This is a genomic window from Bifidobacterium catenulatum subsp. kashiwanohense JCM 15439 = DSM 21854, assembly GCF_001042615.1.
GTDB lineage: Bacteria > Actinomycetota > Actinomycetes > Actinomycetales > Bifidobacteriaceae > Bifidobacterium > Bifidobacterium catenulatum.
On sequence record NZ_AP012327.1, the window covers coordinates 805646 to 825818 of the forward strand.

Sequence of the window (20173 nt, forward strand, 5' to 3'; positions counted from 1 at the left end):
CTTGAATCGGCTATTGAGATGCGCGCTGCAGCTGCTCCTCCAACGGTGCTGCGGGCCTCAACTGCAGTTCGTTCGCGCTACCGGCATGAGCGTCATCGCTGAAACCAGTCTCACGAAGCACGCCAAGCAGTTCGCGCATACGTTTAAGCGCGGCGCGCCCCTGTTCGCCAATGGCTTTGAACGCTGTGGAAATCTCGTCGGCGGTAGGCTCTTTGCCTTGTGCTTCGGCGCGATCCAGCATGCGGATACCATCGACGGCTTGACTAATCACGCTGTTCAACGTGGCAGTGACCTCAGCCTGAATGCTGGCACTGATACGGTCACGTTCCATATTCGCCGCGAGAATGCGCTGCTTCTCCTGCTCGGCCACCAGCGCTTCCTCTCGCGCCTGCAACACCAGTGCGTTTGAATCACTGGAACGAGCCCAACGTGCCCACGCCATAATGCCGGCGCACAGCATCAGCACTGCAACCGTATACATAGCGCCGGTAAAGAACGCCGCCGTATTACTTGAAGTGACTGAAACCGGTTTCGTCAAGCCTGCAAAAGCGGCGATGGTGCCGAACAAGGTAGTGTATCCGTGTTGATAAGCCGCGATTTTCAAGCCCATCAGCACCGAACAGGTAGCGGCGGCAAGACCGGCCCAACGCCATGCGTGTTCACGCCCATACAATACGGCTGAATACAGCGCACACAGCGACGCTACGATATGTCCAACCTCAATCGACTCCAAAAACACCAATTGCACAACCGACAATACGAACACAATAAGCGCGCAAGTCTCGGGGAAACTGCGTCGAAGAGCCAGCGCCAGCAAGCAGCATGCGGCGATCGCATGAGAGAGCTGCACATGAGGTGAACTATCAAAAAAGAACGTAATCGACATGCGATTCAGCAGCATGACCAATGCCACGGCATCAACGGAATCCATGAGCGCATAATGGTGCTGCGTCCACGCGGAAACACGTTCCACCCAATTCAGTCCTCGTGAATTGGATGTATTTGCAAGTTCTACGGATTTCAGTTTCAACGATTTGAGCAAATCATGCAGATTGGGTGCGGTGATGCGCAAATGTTGCAGGGCATTCGAACGATGATCGCGACCGGTCGGTTGGTTGGTTTCCTGCGTCTGCTCCGATGGTTGATCTGGGATTCGCGCCGATATGTTGACGACTGTGTGAGGTGCGATTGCTTCGTCGGAGAATTTCGCTTTGTTGGATACGGCAGTTGTGTTGCACGATTCGGACTGTTCCGATGCATACTGTTCGCCGGTTTCGTCTGTCACCTGTTCTTTGCCGCCGTAAGGCAGGGTGGCCATGACTTCGAAGCCTCCGCCGAGTTGAGGGCCAGCCTGCAACGAGCCTCCGGCCGATTCGATGCGTTCTTTCATGCCCAGCAGGCCGTAACCTGGCGTATGCCCGTCGATATTGGCTGCCGCGCCATGACCATTGTCGGTGATGGTCAAAGTGAGCAAACCGTTGTTCCATGACTCTTTAATGTGCACATCGACGTGTGGCCCCGCATACTTGCGGATATTCGTCAGCGCCTCCTGCACTACATGGTAGGAAGCTATCGAGGCTTGTTCGCCGAGTTGTTCCGGGCTGGCGGTGCCGGTGATATTCCGTCGGATTCGAATGTCGGGGGAGACATTTTGCGCTTGTTCCACAAGATTGCCGATATCGTTATAATCGGCGTGCGGTGAACCTCCGAATACTCCCAGAAGACGTTGCATGTCATGCAGTGCGCGTTCCGATTCGTGTCGAATCGTCTCCATGGTGTTTCTGGCCACCGCGGGATCATGCGTGCCTGCATAGCGACCGCCATCAGACTGCACGATGATGATTGACAGGGTGTGCGCCACCACATCGTGCATGTCACGTGCGATGCGTGCGCGTTCCGCCAACGCGGCGATATCGCGTTCATCCTGGTCTCGCGCGGCGATTGCCTCATTGCGTTCCCGCATCATGCGAATGGTTGCCAGACGGGCACGCTGCCAGAACGCTACAATGACGGTGGAAATGATACATACTTCGAAAATCGGCGTCATCACCAGCATGGAATGCGCCACCATGTCGGCGACTTCCGATATGGATGTTCCTGTGTAGATGGAACCGAGAGTGTCTTCCGTGACCATAACGACATTTGGATTTGAGTCATTCCAGCTGCTCCATGTATGCACTTTGCCTCCGGTGAGCAGTGGTCCATTGGTCATGGTCCATGCCGCCAGCGCCGCAGCCAGAAGACCGATGGTCAACGCCAGAATAATGAAGGCTTTCGTGTTTTTGGGATTGCCGTAGACGATCACTGAATACAGCATGAACAATGCCAGAATATCGGTGCCCAACAGGCAGGGGCCGAATATGAGATGCGCCAAGGTCAATGCCACGAAGAGCAACGCTCCGGTCTGTGGCCACCATCGACGGATTAGCAGCGGAATAAGCATTGCCGCTTCCCATGTCATCTGCGTGGAAGGCTTAAGGTCAAACAGCAATCCCGGATTATAGGTGATGCCGCTGGTCACGCCGAACAGCAGAACACCTATAACAAGCGTGATGATGAGATCGCCTGCGAAGACATGACCATGCATCCACGACAAGAGACGCTGCTTGAAATTCGACATATGCTCCACCCTAGCGCCAGATATGCTGTGACGCCATCATGCGCAGGAATGAAATAGCGGTAAGGTAAAGCCGCTTTTGTGAGGTAAGGTTGTCCCCGCATGTGGGTGAGATGGAAGCCATCAAAAAGTCACTACTCGCATTGAATATGCCGATGACGCCAAAGGAAAGGTGAATGCATGACGTTGCTGAGCGAATACTACGTGCCCGGATTGCATATTGAGGATCGTTCCATCAAGGTGCCGTTGGATTGGACGGGTCACGAGCCCGGTCATGGGTTCGGTGGCGAATCGATTAGCCTGTTCTACCGTGTGGTCACCGCTCCCGAACATGTGCATGATGATCTGCCGCTGCTCGTGTTCCTGCAGGGTGGTCCCGGTGGTTCCGGTCCGCGTCCGCTCGGTCCAAGTTCCGATGGTTGGATTGAGGAGGCCATCAAGCATTTCCGTGTGGTGTTGCCGGATCAACGTGGTACTGGGCGTTCGTCTCGTGTCGATACGCATGTGATTGAGGGCATGGATGGCGACGGCAAGGCCGGTGCCGCGTTTTTGAAGCGTTTCCTCGCTGATTCGATCGTTCGTGACTTCGAGCATCTGCGTCGTACCGAATTCGGAGGCGCACGTTGGGTCACGCTTGGCCAAAGCTATGGCGGATTCCTGACGTTGACGTATCTTTCGCTGTTCCCGCAAGGAGTTATCGCCAGTTTCACCACGGGCGGCATTCCTCATGTTCCTGCCGATGCGACCGACGTGTACCGTCATACGTTCCCGCGCATGGCGGCAAAGACGAAGCAGTTCTACGAGCGTTACCCGATCGATATCGAACGTGCCGCGGTCGTCGCCGACATTCTGCAATCGCGCAAGGTCACATTGCCGAACGGCGATCCGCTCACGGTGGAACGCTTCCAATGCTTGGGATCCGATTTCGGTATGAAGCCGAGTTTCGAACGCGTGCATTGGATTCTTGACCAGGCATTCCTTGACGGCGACGGGTCGGCCTCGACCTCGGCGGAACTGTCTGACGAATTCCTGTCTTCCGTGATGGATGCGACTTCATCTCGCCCGCTGTATTGGCCGTTGCAGGAGTTCATCTACGCCAACGGTGAGCTGGAAGCGCCGATTTGCTGGGCCGCCCAACGCGTGCGCGGCGAGCATCCGGAATTCGCGGGTGACATTCGTCCGCTTAATTTCACCGGCGAGGCCATGTTCCCGTGGATGTTCGAGCAGGAACGTGCGTTGCGTCCGTTCAAACCAGCCATGGATGTGCTTATGGAAGACACGCATTTCGGCACGATTTACGATGCCGATCAGTTGGCTCGCAATGAGGTTCCGCTGCAGGCTGCCGTCTATTTTGACGACATGTATGTTGATTCTGGATTGCAGCTCGACACGCTGTCTCGCGTCGGTCGTTCACATTATTGGACTACCAATGAGTTTGAACATGACGGCGTGCATGGTGCAACAGTGTTCAAGCACCTGTTCAATGAAGCATTGAACCGCGGAGATTTGGCGGAGTTGTTCTGACGATCGTTCAGCAACGACGAGCATCGATAGCAAAGGAAAGAAACATGGCCAATCCAACCATCGGATTCATCGGATACGGCAATATGGCGCAGGCGATCGCCGAAGGCCTGGTCAATGCCGGCACAATCAGCGGCAACGACATTGTGGCTTGTGCGGCACACTATGACAAGCTGGAACGTAACGCCGCCAAACTTGGTGCGAAAGCGGTGCATACCGCTGCACAAGTGGCCGAAGCTGCCGATGTGGTCGTTATCGCCATCAAACCATATCAGATTGAAGCGGTGATCTCACCGATCGTTGACAAGCTGGCGCAGCCAAATACCATCGTCGTGTCCATTGCGGCAGGCTGGGATCTGAACAAATTCCATGACCTGTTCGGAACGTCTTTCGAACAGGCGCACATTCAATGCACCATTCCGAACACGCCGATGGCTGTCGGCAAAGGCGTGATGGTCACGGAAATCGACAACACGCTCACGCAGGAACAGACGGAAACCTTCGAAAACCTGTTTTCGTCAATCAGCCTGATCGAACGCGTGGACACCGCACACATGGGCATCGGCATGTGTATTGCCGGCTGCGCGCCGGCCTTCACCGACATGTACATCGAAGCATTGGGCGATGCCGGTGTGAAATATGGATTGCAGCGTGCCACCGCGTATCGTCTGGCCGCCAAAATGGTGGAAGGCGTGGGTGCGCTCTATCTGGCCGACGAAACGCATCCGGGTGCCATGAAAGACGCTGTCTGCTCTCCAGGGGGCACCACCATCAAGGGTGTCGCATCGTTGGAGGAAAGTGCGTTCCGTGGTGCCGTGATCAAAGCGGTCGACGCCATCGAAGCCTAATACTAAGCTAAGGAACTATGTCTCTTACTATCGGAATCGTCGGACTGCCGAATGTCGGCAAGTCCACCATGTTCAACGCATTGACCCGTAACAACGTTCTGGCGGAAAACTATCCGTTTGCCACCATCGAACCGAACACCGGCATTGTGCCATTGCCGGATGACCGTCTGCCGGTGCTTGCCAAGCTCGTGCACACGGAGAAGATCGTGCCGGCCACCGTCACCTTCGTCGACATCGCAGGCATCGTCAAGGGCGCTTCGGAAGGCGAAGGCTTGGGCAACAAGTTCCTCGCCAACATTCGCGAAGCCGACGCGATCTGCGAGGTCGTGCGTGCCTTCGAAGACGATGATATCGTGCACGTCAACGGCAAGGTCGATCCGTCCGGCGACATTGAAACCATCAACACCGAGCTGATCCTCGCCGATCTGCAGACCATCGAGAACGCGCTGCCGAAGTTGGAGAAGGATTTGCGCGGCAAGAAGATTGAACCAGCCTACATGGAGGCCGTCAAGCAGGCGAAGACCATTCTTGAAGCCGGCGAAACCATTGATAAGGCGGCTCGCGAAGGTCGTTTCGACAAGGATTCCGTCTACGATCTGCACTTGATGAGCGCCAAGCCGTTCATCTACGTGTTCAACGTGGACGATGCCGAACTGCAGAACAAAGACATGCAGGCCAAGCTCGCCGCATCCGTGGCTCCGGCTCCGGCCATTTTCCTCAACGCGCAGTTTGAAGCCGACCTGACCGAACTCGACGAGGCTGACGCTCGCGAGATGCTTGCGGACGCCGGTCTTGAGGAGTCTGGATTGGATCAGTTGGCGCGAGTCGGCTACGATACGCTCGGCCTTTCCACCTTCCTCACCGCAGGCGAGAAGGAAGTGCGCGCATGGCAGATCCACAAGGGCTATACTGCCCCGCAGGCTGCCGGCGTGATTCATACGGACTTCGAAAAAGGCTTCATCAAGGCCGACATCGTCTCCTACGACGATTTCGTGGCTGCCGAAGGCTCCATGGTCAAGATCAAGGAGGAAGGCAAGCTCCGTCAGGAGGGCCGCGACTACGTCATGGCCGACGGAGATATTGTGGAGTTCAAGTTCTCCCCAACGTCTAAGAAGTGACCGTTTGGTAGTGCTGAAAATCTGGGAATTCTAGGGTGTGTTTACACTATCTAGGTTTTGTGTGATATCTGGCGTACACATACGATAATTATCACACAAAACCTAGATAGTGTAAACACACCCTAAATACCCGGTGATATGTAAAACCCCGTCAGCGCCCGTGCGCAAAATGGTGTCCTGTCATTTGATAGGAATAAAAATTTTAACTTCATTATCTGGATCATCAAAGGATAGAATTTCATGCTCATAAACTTCAAAATCTTCCCTGTCATCCAGTTCTTCCCTAGTGGCCTGCAACCATGTTCCGAAGATATACTGATATGTTTTATATAAGTTTCCAAGTGTGCCCCGGTGGGTGAAAACAGCGTATCTTCCTGCACGCAGCGTCTTTTTTGTCAGTTCCAGCGGCAGGCAATCAAAATCCTTCACCGGACCGCCAATCATGACGGAATATAACGCGTCGCCGTCTTTTGTATAAGCCGTCTTCTGCGTTTCACAGATGCCATATCCCGCAGATGTGGTGAAAAAATCTTTGTTAAGACCATGGAACTGTTCCCACAGTCCGGGCAGCTGATTGTCGGACAGGGAAGTAGTCCCCCGAAGCCCAGCTACTTCTGTCTCACCTAGCAGGATGATCTTGGGAGCGTGTGAAATATGATTGGCAATATGGCACACATCTTCCGGCGCCAGTTCTTTTTTTGCTTTTATCACCAAATCAAGTCCGGCTTTCCGGTAAGCTACAGGACTGTATCCAAAAACAGCTTTAAAGGCCCTGCTGAACGCCTCTGACGATTCATAACCACAGTCAAGTGCAATATCAATGACCTTCTGGTCGGAATGAATCAGTTTTTCGGACGCATTGTAAAGCCTCCGACGGTTGATATAGTGTCCCACGGATTCACCTAAAACAGAAGAAAACAGGCGGGTCATGTAGTAGTAGGAGTAGCCGGTTTCTCTTGATACTTCATTCAGACCGATATATTCATTTAGATGTGCTTCGATATAGGTAATGGCCCTTTCTAAAGGGGGATATCGTTTCAAACAGGCACCTCCATCCGTTTTTACTATTACTTTTTATATCTGTTATAAAATTCTCTTAATGCTTCTTTTCTTTCGTTTGGCAACAAAGTTTTTTTTATGCCTAAGATTGCACCCTCTAATGCGTAGAGTTTATTGATACACGCTGTTTTATCAATTTGCTGTATTTTCAGCCATGCTTGTTCTGCTCCTATGGATTTCAAATCGTCTTCATCTAAAATACCAACTTGTTTTAATTGATTAGCTACAGCGTTTCCTATGTTAGGTAATTCCGATAAATTCTTCATATTGCCTCCCAGATGTTCACAGTTTTCCTATCCACGTTATATCAGTTCTATTTAAACCAAGCAATGCCCCCAGGAATGGAAGAGTTTCGGATATCTGAAGCCACCTGGTGCATGGTAACAGCAGATCCATGCTGCCATGTGACTTCCGATAATATGTTCCGGTATCTGCATTTAGAAGTTCTGCCATCATCAGGCCTTTTTATGCAGAGCTGCCGGATATCGAGGTATACCCTATAGAAGGCGGGGGCATGGAGACGCCGATTCAGGAGGCATGGTTTGCCGTCAGGCCTTCGGATGAAAAAACCGCAAAAAGTATCATGAATGGTTTGCGCTCCTTTGATACGCTAATCCAGCGTAAATGATGAAAAAACCAAAGGAGAAAAAGAGATGGACAAGACTATTAAAACAGTGAGGGGAAACCCTCTTGCAGCCGAACCTCTCGGCAGGCTGCTCATAAAATTTGCAATCCCATCTGTCTTATCCATGCTGGTGGATGCACTTTACAACATCGTAGACCAGATATTCATTGGGCGTGGGGTGGGATATCTTGGCATTGCTGCAACCACGGTTACTTTTCCTTTCGTCACGATTCTTTTATCCATCGCCACCCTGCTGGGGATTGGCGGCAGTGTCTATACGTCCATGAACTTAGGGGCAGGAAAAGAAGCAGAAGCCGAAAAAACCCTTGGAACGGTATTCACTCTGTCTGTTGCCATAGGTATTCTTTTTACCGTTATATGCCTTACTTTCCTGAAACCGCTGGCACTAGCTTTTGGGGCTACGAAGGGGGCGCAGGGCTCATTGTCCTATGTGCTGGATTATGCCCCCATCATTTTACTTGGTGCACCCTTTAGTATGGCAGCTATTGCCCTGTCCAGTATGGCCAGAGCGTGTGGCAGCCCCATCCTGGCTATGGGATGCTTCCTGGTCGGAGCGGTAATCAACCTGGTTTTGGATCCAATCTATATATTTGTTTTTAACTGGGGAGTGAAAGGTGCAGCAATCGCTACCGTAACCTCGCAGATCATGTCCGCGGTCATACTGTTGGTTTACTTTTTAAAGAAAGGGCATATCCGGTTAAGAAGAAAAAATATCTGCCCTACATTACCCATCTGCGGTCAGATATTTGCGTTTGGGCTTCCATCCTGCATGATTCAGGTGGCGGTAACAATTCTGCAGATTGAACTGAACAAAGCGGTGGTGAGCTGTGAAATGGCAGGCGTTGGCAGCGAAGCGGCACTTAGCAGTCTTGGGATTGTGCTTCGGATCAGTTCTGTAGTGGTTTCTATCTGTGTGGGGATTGCACTTGGGATGCAGCCCATCATCGGATTTAACAAAGGCGCTGGTTTCGAACACCGGGTCAAAGAAACCTATAAAAAGGCGGTTGGCGCAGCTACGGTGGTTTCTGTGATTGGCTGGCTTATCTGTGAGTTATTCCCGGCGGAGATTCTGCAGATTTTTGGGATGAATGAGCCAGCATCTATGGCATTTGGTATCAAGTGTATGCGCATTTCCCTGTTCGGACTGGCGTTTACTGGATTTCAGGTGGTGTCAGCCCAGTATTATCTGGCAGCCGGACAGGCAGTGAAAGCGATGCTGCTTTCCATCCTCCGGCCACTTCTGCTGATGGTACCGCTCATCCATATTTTCTCGGGTATCTGGGGAATGGACGGGATTCTGTACGCAGGTCCCACCGCAGACATCCTTACGGCTCTGATTGCAGCAGGTTTGGTTGGATATGACAGCAGGAAAAAGAGAAAAGGAGTGTGATCAGATGGCAGACATTATGGTGTATGGGCTTACCCAGAATAACTTGAAACACGTCACATTCAGAATCCCGAAGGAAAAAATCACAGTATTTACCGGGGTGTCCGGGTCCGGGAAATCCAGTATTGTCTTTGACACGATTGCAGCGGAATCCCAGCGGCAGATGAACTTAACCTACCCGGCATTTGTACGGTCCAGGCTTCCCAAATACCCCAGACCGGCAGTGGAGCGCATTGACAATCTGACACCGTCCGTTGTGGTGGACCAGTCCTCCTTAGGGGGAAATGCACGCTCCACAGTAGGGACCATCAGCGGACTGTATGCCAGCCTGCGGCTGTTGTTTTCCAGGATTGGGCAGCCCTTTGTGGGAACTGCGTCCTATTTCTCTTTTAATGACCCCAACGGGATGTGCAAGACCTGTTCCGGTCTCGGAAAAGTTACAAAAGTGGATATGGAAGCAGTCCTGGACCGGAATAAATCCTGGAACCAGGGCTGTGTGAAGGATTCCCTGTACCGTCCGGGATCCTGGTATTGGAAGCAGTATGCTGAGTCAGGGCTGTTCGACCTTGATAAACCCATCCGGGATTACACAAAAGAGGAATACAACCTTCTTGTCTATGGTGCCCGTGATGGTAAGGGAGAGCCGGAGAACCCGAAAGTAACTGGATTGTACCATAAGTATACGAAAACCCTCTTAAACCGGGATATCAGCAGCAAAAGCAGACACACCAAAGAGAAGTCAAAAAACCTGATCACGGAAATAGAATGTAGTGACTGTCATGGAAAAAGGCTGAATGAGGCGGCTTTGAACTGTAGAATAAACGGGTATTCTATTGCAGACATGTGCGAGATGGAGCTGACTCTCCTGCGGGAAGTCCTGACACAAATCACGGACCAGACAGTGGGTCTGCTGGTTCATACCATCCTGGAGGGATTGGACCGGATGATCGAGATTGGACTCCCTTATCTGCATCTGAACCGGGAAACACCCTCCTTGTCCGGCGGGGAGGCCCAGAGGCTGAAACTGGTCCGGTATATGGGAAGCAGCCTGACCGGGATGACCTACATCTTTGACGAACCCAGTGCCGGGATGCATCCACGGGATGTCTACCGTATGAATCATCTTCTCAAGAAGCTTCGGGATAAAGGAAATACAGTCCTTGTGGTGGAACATGATAAAGACGTAATCTCCATTGCAGACCATGTCATTGACGTGGGGCCTGCGGCAGGACAAAACGGCGGTGAAGTCGTGTTTGAGGGAAGCTATCCGGAACTACTTAGGGCAGATACACTGACGGGAAAATCCATGCAAAAGTTGTTCCCCATAAAACATACGCCACGTAAAGCCACGGGCAGCCTGCCGGTAAGGGATGCCTGCCTTCATAACTTAAAGCATGTGGATGTGGACATCCCTCTGGGAGTCATGACGGTGGTGACTGGTGTGGCTGGTTCGGGAAAGAGTACCCTCATTTCCCAGGTATTTGCGAGAGCGTATGAGAATGAAGTGGTGATGGTGGACCAGGGGCCGATTACAGCTACTAGCCGCTCTACACCAGCTTCCTACCTGGGCTTCTTTGATGAGATACGAAAACTTCTGGCACGGGAGAACAATCAGCCGGAAAGCCTGTTCAGTTTTAATTCCGCCGGAGCCTGCCCAATCTGCGGCGGCAAAGGTGTTCTCGTTACGGAACTTGCCTTTATGGACCCGATTGTTACAGAATGCGAGGCATGCGGCGGTGTGCGGTATAACAGGGAGGCCCTTGCCTGTACCTACAAGGGGAGCAATATTGTCCAATTGCTGGGGCTTACCGCTTCCCAGGCACTGGAATTATTTGAGGATACCAGGATCAGGAAACGCCTGAGCGTAATGCAGCAGGTGGGATTATCCTATCTGCCGCTGGGGCAGCCCCTTAGCACCCTGTCCGGGGGAGAGCGGCAGCGGATTAAGCTGGCAAAGAACCTGGGGAAGAGCAGTAGCATCATTGTCATGGATGAGCCGACCACAGGCCTTCACAGGTCCGATGTAGATAATTTGTTGAATCTGTTTGATGGGATTGTATCCAGCGGAAATACGCTGGTAGTGATTGAGCATAACCTGGACGTGATGAAGCAGGCGGACTGGATTATTGACATCGGCCCCGATGGAGGGAAGAACGGGGGAGAAGTGGTATTTACAGGGACACCGGAGGAGATGCTTCAAAATGCAAAGACACTGACAGCGGACTGTCTGCGTGCATCCAGTATTTCATAGGCGAATTCCTGTTCTCCCTGCTCCTGATTAGAAAATTAAGGGTTATAGGCCAAAATGTGTGTCCGGCGCTCGAGTCGTTCGTCGGTCATCGCGTTGGCCGCGAGCCCCTCGTCGAGGAACGCGAACGGCTGGCCCTCCCGGATGCGCCTGGGATCATGCGCCGCGCCTTGACGAGCCTTTGGTGCATGCCGTTCACGCTGCCGTCGGCGTATTCGCTCTTCTCGTCGAGGAATGAGGCAAAGTCCTGCTCCCACCGGCTGTAGGAGACGAGCCACGCCGTGGCGGAGTCCCGGTCCTTGACGCGTGCCAGGGCGGCGGCAATCGCGCGCAGCCGTCTGCCGGCCTCCAGGCGGGGCCGCTTGTCGGTCAGTTCGAGGATGTTGGCCTGCACGTGGTGTGTACTGCTTCAATATTTGTTGGGCGGGTTCGGCAGTGTTTTTCCGCAGTGTGAGCTGATGGTTTTCCCGGTGTCGTCATCGTTTCCCGGTGATGTGAGAGGCATCGGTGCCGCCTCCTGTATATTCCCGAGTTGCGATTCGAATTGGATTCGGCCGCATGCCTTTCAAAGACACAAACGTGGTAATTCATGAAACGAATTCTGGTGCTCGTGAATGAGTGATCCGAGCTCATTAGATTCTGTATTCGGTGACGGCTTATTCCCAATGCAATGGATGATGTATGCCGTCGTCGTAGTGATGATGTTCAGAAAGAAAGTTTTTTCCGTGGCTTCCCCTCGGCGAGGGAAGTTATCGCTGAAGGCGACTGAGGAAAGCGATGAAAGAGAGGTCCGAGCAGTGTTGGCTGCCCGGGCCTCTCCACGTAGTATGGGCCTCGTTGAGATGTTTGCGTCCACCTTTCTTCATTTAGGCTTCCGCGTTCTCGTCGGCTCCTGTGGCGAGAACATTCCTCAATGATTTCGCCACCTGTATTTTCAGCGGACGTTTTCCGGTCTGTACGACCAGCCCCGCGGCCAAGAGCTCTTCCACGTATTTCCTTGCGCTCTGTTTGGACAGTCCGATGTGATGGGCCACTTCGTCCAACGACATGGATTTGGACGAGTCGAACAGCTCTTCCTGAATCACGCCATAGAGCACCGAGACGGCATTGCGCGATAGGGCATGCCTCTTTTCAAGCTGTGTACAGAGTATCCGACCTTTGTCGAGCTGATCGACCTTGATACTGAGTTCGTCAATCAGCTCATCCTGGGCTTGTTGGATGAATCCGAGGATGGTGTTCACGAAGAGCGTGAGTTCGCCGCAGTTCAGCTTGTCCTCCGCCTCCATGAATGCTTTGTAGTAGGCGTTCTTGTTCTCCGCGATGGTGCGGGACAGGGATAGCACGGTGGGCATAGTCAGGTCATGGTTCAGGTACAGGGCCAGGAGATACCGGCCGGTTCTGCCGTTGCCGTCGTAGAACGGGTGGACGTATTCGAACAGGAAGTGCGACATGATGGCCGACTGCAGCCGGGGAATCTCGTCGGAGGTCGCGAGATGGATCATATCGGTGAGGAGTGCGCCGATGTTGCCTTCGCCTTTGACTCCGTTATGGATCGCGAGGCCGTGCGGCCCCTGTATTTCCACATCGCCTTTCCGGAACAGGTCGCCGTCCGGCTGATCGCTCTCATCGATTTCGTCGAGCACGACCTTGTCATAGATGTCGCGGATGTCGGCGATGCCTGCCGGCAACGCGGAGTCCTTGTCCGTGAGGTTCAGGTACAGCTTGGCAAATTCGCTGAACCGCGCCTTGGAGCCGTCGCCGTCCCTCCTTGCCTTGTCGGCCGCGTCCACGGCGTCCTGGGTTTCCTTGCGGGTGCTGCGCACGCCTTCCATCTCGTTGGTGGCGAACAGTTCCTCACTGATGGAATGCCGTATGTAGTCCCAGCGCATGACGCCGGGAATCAGGTTCCATAGCCGTGATATGCGCCTTTCGGCGAAAAGTATATTTTCCATGAGCAGGGTCGTCTCGCGTGGCGTGGCGGAGAACAGCTCGCCCAATGGCGTGATGACCCCGGTCCTGAATGTGGAATCTGCCTCAAGCCGCTGCCGTGCGAGTGCCGCATGGTTATTGAAGGAATCGACTGACCTGTCGGCATGGAACAGCCTTGCCAAACTTCTATACTTCATATCCATGAGAGAGATTCACTTCCCAAAGAGCATCCTCGATTATAGAAAGTATAAGATAGAGAAGGAAATGAGTCAATAAATAACTATAAAATCATGGATGATACAAAAATATAGTTGTGCGCATGACTGCGTGTGAGTGACATATGTAGTGCCCGAAATGCGTGTCAGTAGTGAAATACTTCATGATCTGTTGTTCTTTCTGAATATGTGATGGTATGCAATGGGTTTTGCCGCGGTGCATTGCGTTGCGACTATGCCAAGAACGCATACTCGTATAGGTACGTTTATGGGGCATGGTGCGAACGAGTCGGCTCGATATCACCGGCAATGATTCAGCTATGCGTCAATGAGAGGTGTACTGATCAGATGGCGTGTTCGTTCACGCCGTCGCTGCTGAATGCGATGTGTTGATCATGGTTCGCGCACCATAAGGTCTTACGTCCGAATCCGTCAAATCACGCGGTGTGTGAAATGCCCGTTGTATATAAAAAGTCCGGTGCAACGCACGATGATAATGCGCTGCACCGGACCTACTGCAGAAACAATTGTTACAGACTGTAGATCTGTGCGCCGAACGGCCAGAGCGCAAGCTTGGCCATTTTGAACGACTGGATGCCGAACGGAATGCCGATGATGGTGATGCAGTTGAGCACGCCTGCACCCAGATAGCCGAGTGCCATCCACCAGCCGACCAGCACCACCCACAGGATGTTGGCCAAGGCAGAGCCGACTCCGCCGCCGTATTGCACGGTTTTGCCAAACGGCGTCAGGGTGAGTCCCGCCATCTTGAACGCTTGAATGCCGAGCGGGATGCCGATGATGGAGATGCACAGAAACAGTCCGATCAGTGTCCAGCTGATGGCGATTGCCAGTCCGCCCAGAATGATCCACAGAATATTGCCGATGACCCTCATCGTAAGTTCCTCACGTTTGCCGGCATTGCGCCGGATACCGAATCGAATGCTGGATTCCATTCTATTAGGCGAACGCGGGCGATATGTGGGGAATCGGTGACGGGACCCCTGAGCATCCCCTGAATCGTCCCTGAGCCGCATGCTCAGGCGCCTACTCGGGTGAGCATTCTCACATTCGGCTGATTTCTAGCGAAAACCCTTGTGCGGGCGGGCTGTGGACTATAGCATCACGACACATGACCACTACATCGCAGCCTTCTCAGGCATCTCAGTCCACCGCCACCAAACCCGCCACCAACCGCGAGCTGCCCCTGCCGCAGTCCGACCGCGACCCCAAGAGCTACCGTGGCGTGGACCGCGACCAGCAGGTCGTGGACATCATCTCCAAACTCACCAGTGAGAAGGCCACGATTCCGGCAAGCTGCGTGCAGCGCGACGCCGCCGACACCGGTCTGGAATCCAACAGCACCGACGTGGGGATCGGCGAAGCCATGCTTACCATGCAGACCGAGCGTGGCAAGCAGGCGATTATCGGCGAGGCCTTCCGACTACTGCGCGCCGGCGGCACCTACTCGATTCACGAACTCGGCCTGCAGCCGGACAACCTGGACGAATCCGTCAAGATGAGGTATGCAAGCCCGAAGCGTAACAGCGGTGTGCCGGCCCAACGATGGCCGGATAATGGGAAACAAGTAAAAGCGATGACGCGTATGTGAGGTACGCGCGACGAATAGGAGAACATCATGGCCGATGAGAACGAGCAGCAGACCGCATGCAAGGCAGGACGCGACGAGCAGCATTGCAAGTGCAAGCAGCGTAGGGAAGCCGCCGCGGCAGCCGAGGCGGCTTCCGCCAACGGCGAACACCACTGCGCCTGCAAGCACGAGCACGCCGAGGTCGCGGCCGCGGAGCCGGGCGCGAAGAAGGAGTGCCACTGCAAGCATGGCGAAGTCGCGGCCGCTGAAGCGGGTGAGGCCAAGCACTGCGCCTGCAAGCACGACGCCCACGACGCCGAAGGCCACGCCATTTCGACCGAGCCGCATCTTGGATTCATCGAAGACTTGGCCTCGTTGATCGATATTCAGGAGGAGGCCACTGTCTCCCGTACGGTGCTGCGCGAGGACGGTCTGCGCGCCGTGCTGTTCGGCTTCGACAAGGACCAGGCACTGAGCGAGCACACCGCGGCCATGCCCGTGATCATCCAGGTGCTGGAAGGCAAGCTGCGCGTCGGCGGCGAAGGCCGTGAAGTCGAGCTTACGGCCGGCGGCATCGTCTACCTGAGCGCCCGTCTGCCGCACACCGTCTATGCCGTCGAACCCAGCAAGATGCTGCTGCAGATGTTCGACAACCGCGGCTGATTCGGTGAATGACTGGCAATCACGTATGAGAAGCTGATTGCCGTTAGACCATTCATAATGGCTTCCTTCATATGGTGTTGGTCGTATGACCGTAATATGAAGGAAGCCATTTCTTAGACGTTGGGGAGAGCTTGAATTCGACGCCATCATCATACGGCCTCAAGGGTGCATAAACGATGTCACAAGTAGACGCACGCCCGCCAGCCATCCCAAACGTCACAGCAAACCTAGAACCCGCATGAGCTGACGGCCGATATTCGCCATGGCTGCATCATCAACCACGCCGACTTGGTATCCCAGCAGTTTGCGGTCGACGGTGACGATCTTGTCCGTCATCACGTAACTCACTTTGTTCAGGCCGTTCTCCGGACTTGGTTCCAATCGGACCCGCGTGTCGATGTCGGAGGAATCGTATGAGGTCAGCAGACAAGTGATGACGGAATCGAACCGATCGACGGCATCGCTCTGCACGATGACAACCGGCCGTGGCTTGCTGGCGTAGCCATCGGCCTGCAACGTCCAAATCTCACCTCGTTTCATCGGACATCCTCAAGGCGAGACGACTGGCATACTCAGTAGCGTCCCGCTCGGACGCAAACGGCTCCACGTCATTTCGTGGCAAACGCACCTCATAGGGGAACCCACGGTAATCATTGAACGCGCTGATGAACATACGCAGGGCATCGGCCGGGGTGGTGCCCAGCTGCCTGGTCGTCTCCTTAAACAACGCAGCCTGCTCGTCATCAACTCGCGTGGCAATCTGCATGCTCATAGCCACTCCTTATTGCTATTTACTATCTTTTTGCACCAAATTGTATCAAATACTTGACTTCAGAGTGAAGCCCCCGCGTTCCAAGGCCCTTGTCTATACTGTAGACAGTTGTTCTTCATATGTGAATCGCCCGATATGACTTTGGAGCGGGCTTGTGATTGGAGGGGCCGGATATGACGAGTTACGTGCTGCGGCTCTATGATGATCCGCTGCTCCGGTTCGATGCGTCGTATGGCGAGGGCCTGCTGGCGGGCAAGATCGAGGCGCATGTCCGCTGGTTCGATGAGTCGAAGCGCGCGTTGCTGCCGTTTCCGTTGGCTCCGGAGCCGGATAATACGAAGCTGACGACGTGGCTGGAGCGGCGCACGATTCCGAAGAATCGTGAGTTCGCCACGCAGGTTCTTGCGCAGGCGGGGTTGAGCATTGCGGATACGCTGGGGATCATCGACCTGTGCAAGGGGCTGTCGGTCAACGATTCGTTCTGGGCGGAACGCGACGGTGAGAACCTCAAGTTCGCGGACATCAACCTGTATGACAATCCGTTGGACGAGACGCTCGCCATCGTGGCCTACACGGGGTATACGTCGAGCGAGAAGCATGCGATCGGCCTGTCGAGCGAGTGGACGACGGACGGCCAGTTCCCGAAGGCGTGGCGGCATACGGAACGTGGGCTGGAACTGTGGAAGGCGGGTTCCGAATGGTATGCGAACGCCGGTTTGGAACCGTATTCCGAGTATCTCGCCTCGCAGCTGGCGCGCAGGCTCGGTGTGAATGCGGTCGACTACCGCATCGCCCGTTGGAAGGGCAAGCTCGCGTCGGTGTGCGGTTCGATGAACTCAAAGGACGTGTCGTTCGTGCCGTTCTATGCGGCGACGCGGCTGGCGTCGTTCCCGGAGATCCTCGCCGCCGCACGCGCCGTGTCCGAGGAATCGTTCGAGGCGATGCGCACGATGCTAGTGTTCGACGCGCTCATCGTCAATCAGGACCGTCACGCCAACAACCACGGGTTCCTGCGCGACAACCGTACCGGCCGGATTCTGGGTCCGGCGCCGTTGTTCGACCATAACATGTCGCTGTTCAAGAACGACATGCGCGCCGACTGGGAGGGCGGCGCGTGGATTCCGCAGGTACTGTCCGAACGTCAGCCGGCAAATTCTCGTATGACGTTCCGCGACCAGTGCGCGGCCATCATGGGCAGCGCGCAGCATGAGATGTTGCGCAAAACGTTGGACGTCACCTTGGAGAACGACCCGGCTTACCCGCTGGAGCCGGGCCGCATCGAGGCGTTGAACGACTACCTGCACGCGGCCGCACGATCCCTGCTCGAACTGCCGGTGGTCGACGAGTCGAAGCTGTCCGACCAGCTCGATGCGTTGCAGCCGTCAATCGAACACGCTCCTGTCATCCTCAACGAACGACTGTTGCGATAGGCCAAACCGGTCGAGTTCGCCAATAAAAAGGACCTTCCGGGTTGCGCACTGTGAGGAGGCGTGGAAGGCTGCTATTGACCTGAGTCATATACGGCGATATCGACATCTCGCCCACGTACTTGTATGGGCACTCATACGAATACGCCGCCCCCGGCGAACTGGTTTCAGCCTGATGTCGTATGCCGACATCGTCGAGTTCATGTTCCAGTCCGGTTGTGTGATGGACAAGTGCAGTATGAAGGCCGTTTCCAAATCCGAATCAAAGTCCGATTGCTTCGGACTCATCGGCGCATACCATATCTGGGACGTCTGGCAGGTCCACACCCGCCTCGACGGGTACGGCAAAGCACGCCGATGTCGCCGATCGGCGAGATCGTCAACGGCAGGCAGCGCATCACCACCCCATGGCATGGCGGCTCGGCAAGGCGCTCGACACCACGCCCGACTTCTGGGCGAACCCTCAGACCGACTACGATCTGCTGACCTTCGACCCCAGCACCTTGGACGACATCCGCCCGCTCGTGGAGGCCTGACGCCGGGGCGCTTGATCCAATGACCACCATCGTCGTATGTGCGATTACAGTGGTCATTTTCATATCTACGGTACGGGGATGACGTGAACGGCCAACATCACCATGATTGATGGTGGCCGTTTGCATATCCACACATGGCTTTGATGTCTCAGCTGTCCAGAGCGAAGGTGATGGAATCCCGTCCTAGAACCGCCGCGTTACGTGCGCGACTGGCAGCAGCATCGCGGTGGCTAGGGCGAACGTCACCGCCAGGACCGCGCCCGCCGGGTAGACGCTGTACGCCCAGCCGTATGCGATCTGCCCGAGGGGCTGGGCGCACATGCTCGCGGAGAGCGCAAGCGACATCACCTTGCCGGTCATGTTCTCGGGGCAGCTCATCTGGATCGTCGGCACGGCGATGAGGTTCGTGAGGGTGATGGCGATCATGGTTCCGCAGGTGCTTGCCGTGAGCACCGTGAGTCGCATCACTCCACCTGCGGGAATCGTCATGGCGAGCGCTTGGGGCAGGATGGTGAGCGAGAAGGCGGCGATCGCCATCGGGAATCGCCGCATGGACAGCGACCTCGCGACCCGCCCACCGGCGAGCGCGCCGAGCAGTCCGGATGCTCCCACGAGACCATATGCAAGGCCGTACGCCGTGGAGCCGAACCCCAGTACGGTCCGCACCATGTAAGGGAAGCCGACCTCCGCATACCCCGTCACCAGGAAGTTGAGCGCGGCGCAGATCAACACCAGATGCAGCACATGAGGATGTTCGCGGGTGAGGAAACGTCCGGCCGCGCGCAGGTCGTCGACCGCGGTGACGCGGCCGACGTCGCCGCGGTCGGGAGCGCCGAGCCGGATGAAACACTCCACGACGGCGGCCGCGCCGAACCCCACGATCGTGATTTCCATCATGGGCATCGCACCAACCGCCGCGTACAGCACGCCGCCGAGCACGGCGGGAACGAGCGTGCTCGTCTGGTTCACTACGTTCACCACGGCCATCGCGCGACGCATCACATCCTCGCCATGGGAACGGAACATCTGCGGCAGCGCCGCCTGCACCGTAGGCGTCTCCATTGCGTCAAGCACGGCGAGCACCACCTGCATCACGGCTATCGCCGCCAGATTGAAACCGACGACCGAAAAGATCGCCGCGCAGACGAGCACCGTCACGGCGGAAAGCGTGTCAAGCGCCACCATGACGGTCCGACGGTTCGTACGATCCGCCATCACGCCGCCAAGGGGCGAGAGCAGAATCGTGGGCAGGATGCTTGCAGTAAGAATGGAGGCGAACGCCGCCGCCGAGCCGGTCTCGTCAAGCACCCACATGGACATGGCAAACCGCAGCATAAGGTTGGCGAAGAGCGATATGCCGAGACCTGCGACGAGCAGGCGGAAGTCGCGTGTGCGAAGAGGGTCAGCGGCTTGGCTTCTTTGTGGTTCGTATGCGTTCGTCATCGTGGATTCCTTTCTTGTGATTGGCCACGGCCATTTATACAAACCGACCGTCGGTCTGTTATTGTGATAACAATACGCCCAAGGAAAAAGGTGCGGAAGCGCTTCGACATCTGTGACGTCAGGATGTGCAAGATGCGACGCACCCGGGCGCGT

16 protein-coding genes and 2 pseudogenes are annotated in these 20173 nt (G+C 55.1%); 9 read left to right on the forward strand and 9 right to left on the reverse strand.

Annotated elements, in window-relative coordinates; genetic code table 11:
• Positions 1-10: 10 nt before the first annotated feature.
• Positions 11-2620 (reverse strand): sensor histidine kinase, encoded by a 2610-nt coding sequence (locus BBKW_RS03435; RefSeq protein ID WP_033501267.1) that lies wholly within the window; start codon positions 2618-2620, stop codon positions 11-13.
• A 177-nt stretch (positions 2621-2797) separates the two neighbouring features.
• Between BBKW_RS03435 and BBKW_RS03440 the strand changes: the two genes are divergently transcribed.
• Genes BBKW_RS03440 through ychF form a run of 3 tightly spaced genes read left to right on the forward strand, consistent with a single transcriptional unit; the run spans position 2798 to position 6104 of the window.
• Positions 2798-4141: an alpha/beta fold hydrolase gene (locus tag BBKW_RS03440; RefSeq protein WP_033501266.1), complete on the forward strand. Its 1344-nt coding sequence runs from the start codon at positions 2798-2800 to the stop codon at positions 4139-4141.
• Between the two features lie 44 nt (positions 4142-4185).
• Positions 4186-4986 carry a pyrroline-5-carboxylate reductase gene (gene proC / locus BBKW_RS03445; protein WP_033501265.1) on the forward strand — a complete coding sequence of 267 codons (801 nt, stop codon included), beginning with the start codon at positions 4186-4188 and terminating at the stop codon, positions 4984-4986.
• Between the two features lie 17 nt (positions 4987-5003).
• Positions 5004-6104 (forward strand): redox-regulated ATPase YchF, encoded by a 1101-nt coding sequence (ychF, locus tag BBKW_RS03450; RefSeq protein ID WP_033501264.1) that lies wholly within the window; start codon positions 5004-5006, stop codon positions 6102-6104.
• A gap of 180 nt (positions 6105-6284) precedes the next feature.
• Here the strand turns inward: ychF and BBKW_RS03455 are convergent, their stop codons facing one another.
• Positions 6285-7145 carry an AraC family transcriptional regulator gene (locus BBKW_RS03455; protein WP_033501263.1) on the reverse strand — a complete coding sequence of 287 codons (861 nt, stop codon included), beginning with the start codon at positions 7143-7145 and terminating at the stop codon, positions 6285-6287.
• A 26-nt stretch (positions 7146-7171) separates the two neighbouring features.
• A complete protein-coding gene (locus BBKW_RS03460) occupies positions 7172-7429 on the reverse strand; it encodes a TfoX/Sxy family protein (RefSeq protein ID WP_048349503.1) in 258 nt (85 codons plus the stop codon).
• 387 nt (positions 7430-7816) lie between these two features.
• Between BBKW_RS03460 and BBKW_RS03465 the strand changes: the two genes are divergently transcribed.
• Both BBKW_RS03465 and BBKW_RS03470 read left to right on the forward strand, forming a co-directional pair.
• Complete coding sequence (locus BBKW_RS03465) at positions 7817-9199, forward strand: MATE family efflux transporter (RefSeq protein WP_033501987.1); 1383 nt, start codon at positions 7817-7819, stop codon at positions 9197-9199.
• Positions 9200-9203: 4 nt separating this feature from the next.
• A complete protein-coding gene (locus BBKW_RS03470; RefSeq protein WP_033501986.1) occupies positions 9204-11447 on the forward strand; it encodes an ATP-binding cassette domain-containing protein in 2244 nt (747 codons plus the stop codon).
• A 95-nt stretch (positions 11448-11542) separates the two neighbouring features.
• Here the strand turns inward: BBKW_RS03470 and BBKW_RS03475 are convergent.
• The 3 genes and pseudogenes from BBKW_RS03475 to BBKW_RS03485 all read right to left on the reverse strand — a co-directional run.
• Positions 11543-11841 (reverse strand): annotated as a pseudogene (locus tag BBKW_RS03475) (IS256 family transposase); the annotation flags it as partial.
• 469 nt (positions 11842-12310) lie between these two features.
• Complete coding sequence (locus BBKW_RS03480) at positions 12311-13576, reverse strand: Fic family protein (protein WP_051920286.1); 1266 nt, start codon at positions 13574-13576, stop codon at positions 12311-12313.
• A 542-nt stretch (positions 13577-14118) separates the two neighbouring features.
• Positions 14119-14484, reverse strand: coding sequence for a YccF domain-containing protein (locus BBKW_RS03485; RefSeq protein WP_033501984.1), 366 nt, complete (start codon positions 14482-14484; stop codon positions 14119-14121).
• 236 nt (positions 14485-14720) lie between these two features.
• On the opposite strand from BBKW_RS03485, the pseudogene BBKW_RS03490 reads away from it, so the two are divergent.
• Positions 14721-15107, forward strand: a pseudogene (locus BBKW_RS03490) (class I SAM-dependent methyltransferase); the annotation flags it as partial.
• A 120-nt stretch (positions 15108-15227) separates the two neighbouring features.
• Entirely contained in the window at positions 15228-15842 is a 615-nt protein-coding gene (locus BBKW_RS10075; RefSeq protein WP_081962312.1) for a cupin domain-containing protein, read from the forward strand.
• Positions 15843-16058: 216 nt separating this feature from the next.
• Here BBKW_RS10075 and BBKW_RS03500 read toward each other — a convergent pair whose 3' ends face one another.
• Positions 16059-16382, reverse strand: coding sequence for a type II toxin-antitoxin system PemK/MazF family toxin (locus BBKW_RS03500; protein WP_003829109.1), 324 nt, complete (start codon positions 16380-16382; stop codon positions 16059-16061).
• Positions 16369-16614: a type II toxin-antitoxin system RelB/DinJ family antitoxin gene (locus tag BBKW_RS03505; protein ID WP_003829112.1), complete on the reverse strand. Its 246-nt coding sequence runs from the start codon at positions 16612-16614 to the stop codon at positions 16369-16371. Before BBKW_RS03505 ends, BBKW_RS03500 begins: the two co-directional genes overlap by 14 nt.
• A 173-nt stretch (positions 16615-16787) precedes the next feature.
• On the opposite strand from BBKW_RS03505, the gene BBKW_RS03510 reads away from it, so the two are divergent.
• Positions 16788-18044 (forward strand): HipA family kinase, encoded by a 1257-nt coding sequence (locus BBKW_RS03510; RefSeq protein ID WP_033501983.1) that lies wholly within the window; start codon positions 16788-16790, stop codon positions 18042-18044.
• A 404-nt stretch (positions 18045-18448) separates the two neighbouring features.
• On the forward strand, positions 18449-18577 hold the full coding sequence (locus BBKW_RS03515; protein ID WP_070097853.1) for a helix-turn-helix transcriptional regulator: 129 nt from the start codon (positions 18449-18451) through the stop codon (positions 18575-18577).
• Between the two features lie 183 nt (positions 18578-18760).
• Here the strand turns inward: BBKW_RS03515 and BBKW_RS03520 are convergent, their stop codons facing one another.
• Positions 18761-20020, reverse strand: a complete 1260-nt coding sequence (locus tag BBKW_RS03520) for an MFS transporter (RefSeq protein ID WP_033501982.1) — start codon at positions 20018-20020, stop codon at positions 18761-18763.
• Positions 20021-20173: the final 153 nt, after the last annotated feature.

Coding starts and splice junctions, on each gene's coding strand:
- BBKW_RS03435 (WP_033501267.1), bottom strand. CDS start 2,620: ATGTCGAATTTCAAGCAGCGTCTCTTGTCGTGGATGCATGGTCATGTC.
- BBKW_RS03440 (WP_033501266.1), top strand. CDS start 2,798: ATGACGTTGCTGAGCGAATACTACGTGCCCGGATTGCATATTGAGGAT.
- proC (WP_033501265.1), top strand. CDS start 4,186: ATGGCCAATCCAACCATCGGATTCATCGGATACGGCAATATGGCGCAG.
- ychF (WP_033501264.1), top strand. CDS start 5,004: ATGTCTCTTACTATCGGAATCGTCGGACTGCCGAATGTCGGCAAGTCC.
- BBKW_RS03460 (WP_048349503.1), bottom strand. CDS start 7,429: ATGAAGAATTTATCGGAATTACCTAACATAGGAAACGCTGTAGCTAAT.
- BBKW_RS03465 (WP_033501987.1), top strand. CDS start 7,817: ATGGACAAGACTATTAAAACAGTGAGGGGAAACCCTCTTGCAGCCGAA.
- BBKW_RS03470 (WP_033501986.1), top strand. CDS start 9,204: ATGGCAGACATTATGGTGTATGGGCTTACCCAGAATAACTTGAAACAC.
- BBKW_RS03480 (WP_051920286.1), bottom strand. CDS start 13,576: ATGGATATGAAGTATAGAAGTTTGGCAAGGCTGTTCCATGCCGACAGG.
- BBKW_RS03485 (WP_033501984.1), bottom strand. CDS start 14,484: ATGAGGGTCATCGGCAATATTCTGTGGATCATTCTGGGCGGACTGGCA.
- BBKW_RS10075 (WP_081962312.1), top strand. CDS start 15,228: ATGGCCGATGAGAACGAGCAGCAGACCGCATGCAAGGCAGGACGCGAC.
- BBKW_RS03500 (WP_003829109.1), bottom strand. CDS start 16,382: ATGAAACGAGGTGAGATTTGGACGTTGCAGGCCGATGGCTACGCCAGC.
- BBKW_RS03505 (WP_003829112.1), bottom strand. CDS start 16,614: ATGAGCATGCAGATTGCCACGCGAGTTGATGACGAGCAGGCTGCGTTG.
- BBKW_RS03510 (WP_033501983.1), top strand. CDS start 16,788: ATGACGAGTTACGTGCTGCGGCTCTATGATGATCCGCTGCTCCGGTTC.
- BBKW_RS03515 (WP_070097853.1), top strand. CDS start 18,449: ATGGCATGGCGGCTCGGCAAGGCGCTCGACACCACGCCCGACTTCTGG.
- BBKW_RS03520 (WP_033501982.1), bottom strand. CDS start 20,020: ATGACGAACGCATACGAACCACAAAGAAGCCAAGCCGCTGACCCTCTT.